This window comes from Pontibacterium sp., from assembly GCF_041587635.1.
Taxonomy (GTDB): Bacteria; Pseudomonadota; Gammaproteobacteria; order Pseudomonadales; family Balneatricaceae; genus Pontibacterium.
Map to the genome: position 1 here is coordinate 1 of NZ_JBFGYC010000328.1, position 4,628 is coordinate 4,628.

At 51.0% G+C, this 4,628-nt stretch carries 5 protein-coding genes; all 5 read right to left on the bottom strand.

Translation table 11 applies throughout. The features are described 5' to 3' along the window. Positions 1-118 precede the first annotated feature (118 nt). Entirely contained in the window at positions 119-502 is a 384-nt protein-coding gene (gene cheY, locus ABYW01_RS14675; RefSeq protein ID WP_372834000.1) for a chemotaxis response regulator CheY, read from the bottom strand. Between the two features lie 99 nt (positions 503-601). Then, positions 602-1,312 carry an RNA polymerase sigma factor FliA gene (locus ABYW01_RS14680; protein ID WP_372834003.1) on the bottom strand — a complete coding sequence of 237 codons (711 nt, stop codon included), beginning with the start codon at positions 1,310-1,312 and terminating at the stop codon, positions 602-604. A gap of 25 nt (positions 1,313-1,337) precedes the next feature. Then, entirely contained in the window at positions 1,338-2,150 is an 813-nt protein-coding gene (locus tag ABYW01_RS14685) for a MinD/ParA family protein (protein ID WP_372834004.1), read from the bottom strand. Between the two features lie 24 nt (positions 2,151-2,174). Further along, positions 2,175-3,590: a flagellar biosynthesis protein FlhF gene (gene flhF, locus ABYW01_RS14690; protein ID WP_372834006.1), complete on the bottom strand. Its 1,416-nt coding sequence runs from the start codon at positions 3,588-3,590 to the stop codon at positions 2,175-2,177. Positions 3,591-3,629: 39 nt separating this feature from the next. Next, the coding region (locus tag ABYW01_RS14695; protein ID WP_372834008.1) for an FHIPEP family type III secretion protein at positions 3,630-4,628 on the bottom strand (999 nt) is incomplete at its 5' end.

Consider the following 4,628-nt stretch of genomic DNA (forward strand, 5'->3'; position numbering starts at 1 on the left):
AATATCGCCCTGCGCCAAAACATTGACAAGCTTGTCCGCCTTTTCTTTCAGCAGACCCTCAAAATGCTCAACTCCACGGAGATTTTCTACATCGGCCATAAATCAACCTTACGCTCAACTAGCCTAAACGCTCAAAAATCTTATCGATCTTTTCCTTCAGCGTTACAGCCGTGAATGGTTTTACCACATACCCGTTCACACCCGCCTGAGCGGCCGCAATGATCTGCTCTCGCTTCGCTTCGGCCGTTACCATCAGCACCGGGATGTTAGATAAGTTGGGGTCAGAACGGACATGTTTGATCAACTCAATGCCAGTCATATTTGGCATATTCCAGTCCGTAATAAGGAATTCGATTCCCCCTTGTTTAAGAATGGGCAGTGCCGTCGCACCGTCATCTGCTTCAACAACGTTGGTCAGACCCAGCTCTTTTAAGAGGTTCTTGATAATTCGCCTCATTGTAGAAAAATCATCCACAACAAGTATTTTGATGTCTTTTTTCAACACCATTCTCCCATGACATACTTGCATTGCATTCGAGCTGAATGCCAAATACTGCAAATTTCGACGTGCTTGGTCAACAAGATATTATAGTAATGACGTTTAACGCCACTCCCCCAAACGGGATCTTAGCCGCAGAGCCGCCTGACTATGAATCTGGCTGACTCGAGACTCACTTACACCCAGAACCTGACCGATCTCTTTCAGATTCAGCTCTTCATCATAGTAGAGAGCGAGCACAAGTTTCTCTCTTTCCGGCAAATTATCGATTGCTTTTACCAAAGCAGACACAAATGCCTGCTCTTCAACCCGGGTATTAGGCCCTTCTCCTGCGGCTGCAACTTGCTCACCGGGATAATCGTCCTGTGGATTGAGCAATTCATCCAGGCTAAATAACCGGCTATCAACCGAATCTTTTAATAACGCATGATATTGATCGATCGAAACGCCCATTTCTTTAGCGACTTCAGAATCGGACGCATCGCGCCCAGTACGTGCTTCTACCTGCTGAATCGCTTCTGAGACCCGGCGTCCGTTACGATGTACCGACCTGGGCGTCCAATCTCCGCGGCGAACTTCATCAATGATTGAACCACGAATGCGGATACCTGCGTATGTTTCGAAGCTGGCACCTTTGGAGGGATCATACTTTGCGGCTGCTTCAAGCAATCCAATCATGCCTGACTGAACCAGGTCATCCAGAACGACGGTAGAAGGCAGGCGAGCCAACAGGTGGTGCGCAATACGTTTAACCAGCGGCGAGTACTGCTTTATCAACTCATCACTCGATGTGAATTGAAGCTGGTTATACATGCCACCCCTTTAATTACCTATCAGGCTAATTGCTGCGTACCAGACGCTCAACAAAGAATTCCAGATGTCCACGTGGCGTGTTAAGCACCGGCCAGGCATCTACTTTTGTGGCTAGCTGGCGATACGCTAGAGCCGCCTTACTTTTAGGAAATGCTTCTAAAACAGCGAGTTGCCGCTGCACTGCTTTTCGAACGGATTCATCATAAGGTATTGACCCCACATATTGAAGTGTTACCTCCAGAAACCTGTCCGTCACTGTTTGCAGCTTGGCAAACATGTTCCGACCTTCCTGCTCAGACCTTACCATATTCGCCAGAACACGGAAGCGTGTTGTTTGATAATCTCTGTTTAAAAGCTTCATCAAGGCATATGCATCAGTGATAGAGGTCGGTTCATCACAAACAACCACCAAGACCTCCTGAGCTGCGCGAACGAAACTGACAACAGATTCAGAAATACCCGCTGCGGTATCAATGACCAGAACATCAATTTCATCGGCAAACTCACTGAACGCGTGTATCAGTTCCGCATGTTCATGCACACTGAGTGTGGTCATCTCCTGTGTACCGGATGATGCCGGCACAATGCCGAAATAATCGTTGACGGGAATCAACACATCACGCAATGCACAGTCTCCAGCCAGCACATCGGAGATATTCATCTTGGGACTCAGCCCCATCATCACGTCGACATTGGCGAGACCCAAGTCAGCATCCATCAGCACCACGCGCTGCTCCAGCTGACTGAGTGCCAGCGAAAGATTGACGGAAACGTTGGTTTTACCGACCCCGCCTTTTCCCCCTGTGACAGCAACTACTTTTACAGGCCTTGCACTCATATCTGCTAATCCTACCTTCGCTACTCAGCCTGCATTAAATAGAGGGGGCACTCTGTTTCTGTCCCCTAACGCATTTTCAGACTGTGACTCCTGAGCCGTCAGCACTGCACGACTGACAAGATCACGTTTATTGCCGACACCAATGTCGTCGGGTATCCGCTGGCCATCGGCAGCATAGGCCACAGGCAGGCTTTTCTCGATTGCAAACGATAAAGCCTCACCCAAACTACCGGACTCATCCATTTTGCTTAAAACGCAGCCATTCAACCCTAGGCCTTTATATGCGTCATAGCCCTTTTCTATAACTTGACGCTGACTGGAACAGGACACCACTAACAGCTTCTTCATGCGCAGCGTCACGCTTTCAAGCATCTCCAGCTGTTGCTGGCTATGGGGATCATTGGCACTTAACCCTGCCGTATCAATCAATACCAGGCGTTTATTCCGTAAAGACTGCAGCACCTGCTCCAGACTATTGGCATCATCAACGACCCGCACCGGCACATCAAGAATTCGACCAAAGGTCTTTAACTGCTCATGTGCGGCAATACGGTAGGTATCAGTCGTGACAAGTGCGACACTCGAGCTTCCATATTTCAGCACGTAACGGGCAGCCAATTTACCAATCGTGGTCGTTTTACCTACCCCGGTTGGTCCTACGAAGGCAATCATTCCACCGCGTTCGGTGAACTCTTCGCCCATGACGGGCACCGATTCTGCGAGCCGTGCTAACGCGTTCTGCCATGCTTTATCGGCCGCCATACCCAATTCAACACCCGTCATCAGATGTTTTTGCAATCGCGAGCTCAGGCCAAGCGCATTGAGCTTACGTTCTAACGGAGATACCTGAGACTCAGACGGGGGCGGTATTTGAGTTTGCTTCTCCAACATCGCACGCAGCTGATGGATCTCTTGCTGCATAACTTGCAACGCGCTATCACCACCAGCAGGAGTAGAAACCGGAGCGAATGGAGAAACATCCAAGGCAGGTTCAGGTCTCACCATAGCAACGGGTGCTTCTGGCTCAGTGGGCCTTGCTCGCTGCCTTTCTTTCAGCGATGCCAGTATAGATTCAAGGTCATCATCCGCTTCGATTTGCTGGTTACGGTTACCCGTCACCGCAGGTGGAACCTCATCTTCCCGTTGAGCTGCGGCGATACGGGCCTTTGCCTTCTCCTTTTCAGCAATGAGCGGCGACGGCGAAGGCTGCCCCCCTTTACCTGTCAGTAGACGGATCTGCTCATCGCGACGCTTTTTACGCGCTCGATCACGCTTAAATTCAACCTGAGCAGCTTCATATTCATGTTCATGGGCCGCAACAACTTCCACACCACCGGCGACACGACGATTAGAAACGATCACCGCATCGGGACCTACTTCCTCACGTACCCGCGCCATAGCCTGACGCATATCGGGTGCAAAAAATCGTTTAACTTTCATAACCCACCTATCTATCAGCGGCCTTTAAGATATCAGCTCCTAAACGCCCTGCTGCCCCCCTACTGTCGCGACAATAGTGACCCGTTTACTCTCAGGGATCTCCTGATAGGACAACACGTGAATATGGTGATCGCCATAACGTACAAACTTAGCCATCAACGGACGCACCGGCGCTGCCACAAGCAGTATGGACGGTCTTCCGCTCATCTCCTGCTGCGCAGCCGTTGCTGCCAGCGACGCCTGCAAACGCTCGGCCATTCCTGGCTCCAATACCAAGCCACCGTCTTCACCTTGCTGCTGCACGGATGACAATAGTAACTGTTCAAGCTGAGAATCCAGTGTAATCACCGGCAGCTCCAGCTCGGCACCATTGATGGTTTGCACAATCAGCTTGGCCAGTGCCACTCGCACCGCAGCGGTCAAGGCAACCGGATCTTGTGTCCGTCCGGTTGCGTCGGCCAGTGTCTCTGCCACTGTCCTGAAGTCTTTCAAAGGCACCTGTTCCATCAACAGATTCTGCAGCACCTTCAACAACACACTGACAGATAATTTGCCCGGCACCAACTCCTCAACAAGTTTTGGCGATCCTTTCGACAACATATCCAACAGCTGCTGCACTTCTTCATGCCCCAGCAGCTCATGCGCATTACTTTGTAACAACTGGTTCAGGTGCGTCGCCACAACGGTCGAGGCATCTACAACGGTATAACCCAGCGATTGCGCATGCTCTTTCTGCGCCTGCTCAACCCAGACAGCATCAAGGCCAAACGCCGGATCTTTCACCTCTATCCCTTGTAACGGGCCAAATACCTGCCCGGGGTCAATCGCCAGCTCCCGATCGGGGTAAATTTCCGCCTCTCCGACCACAACTCCCATCAGCGTGATGCGGTAAGCACCGGGCAACAGGTCCAGGTTATCCCGTATATGTACCGAAGGCACCAGAAAACCCAGGTCCTGCGACAACTTTTTCCGCACCCCTTTGATCCTGTTCAGAAGCTGCCCGCCCTGCATCTTGTCGACCATCGGAATCAGGCGATA

Excerpts from the sequence above, each read along its gene's own strand:
- ABYW01_RS14685 (WP_372834004.1), bottom strand. The coding sequence starts at position 2,150 with ATGAGTGCAAGGCCTGTAAAAGTAGTTGCTGTCACAGGGGGAAAAGGC.
- ABYW01_RS14680 (WP_372834003.1), bottom strand. The coding sequence starts at position 1,312 with ATGTATAACCAGCTTCAATTCACATCGAGTGATGAGTTGATAAAGCAG.
- flhF (WP_372834006.1), bottom strand. The coding sequence starts at position 3,590 with ATGAAAGTTAAACGATTTTTTGCACCCGATATGCGTCAGGCTATGGCG.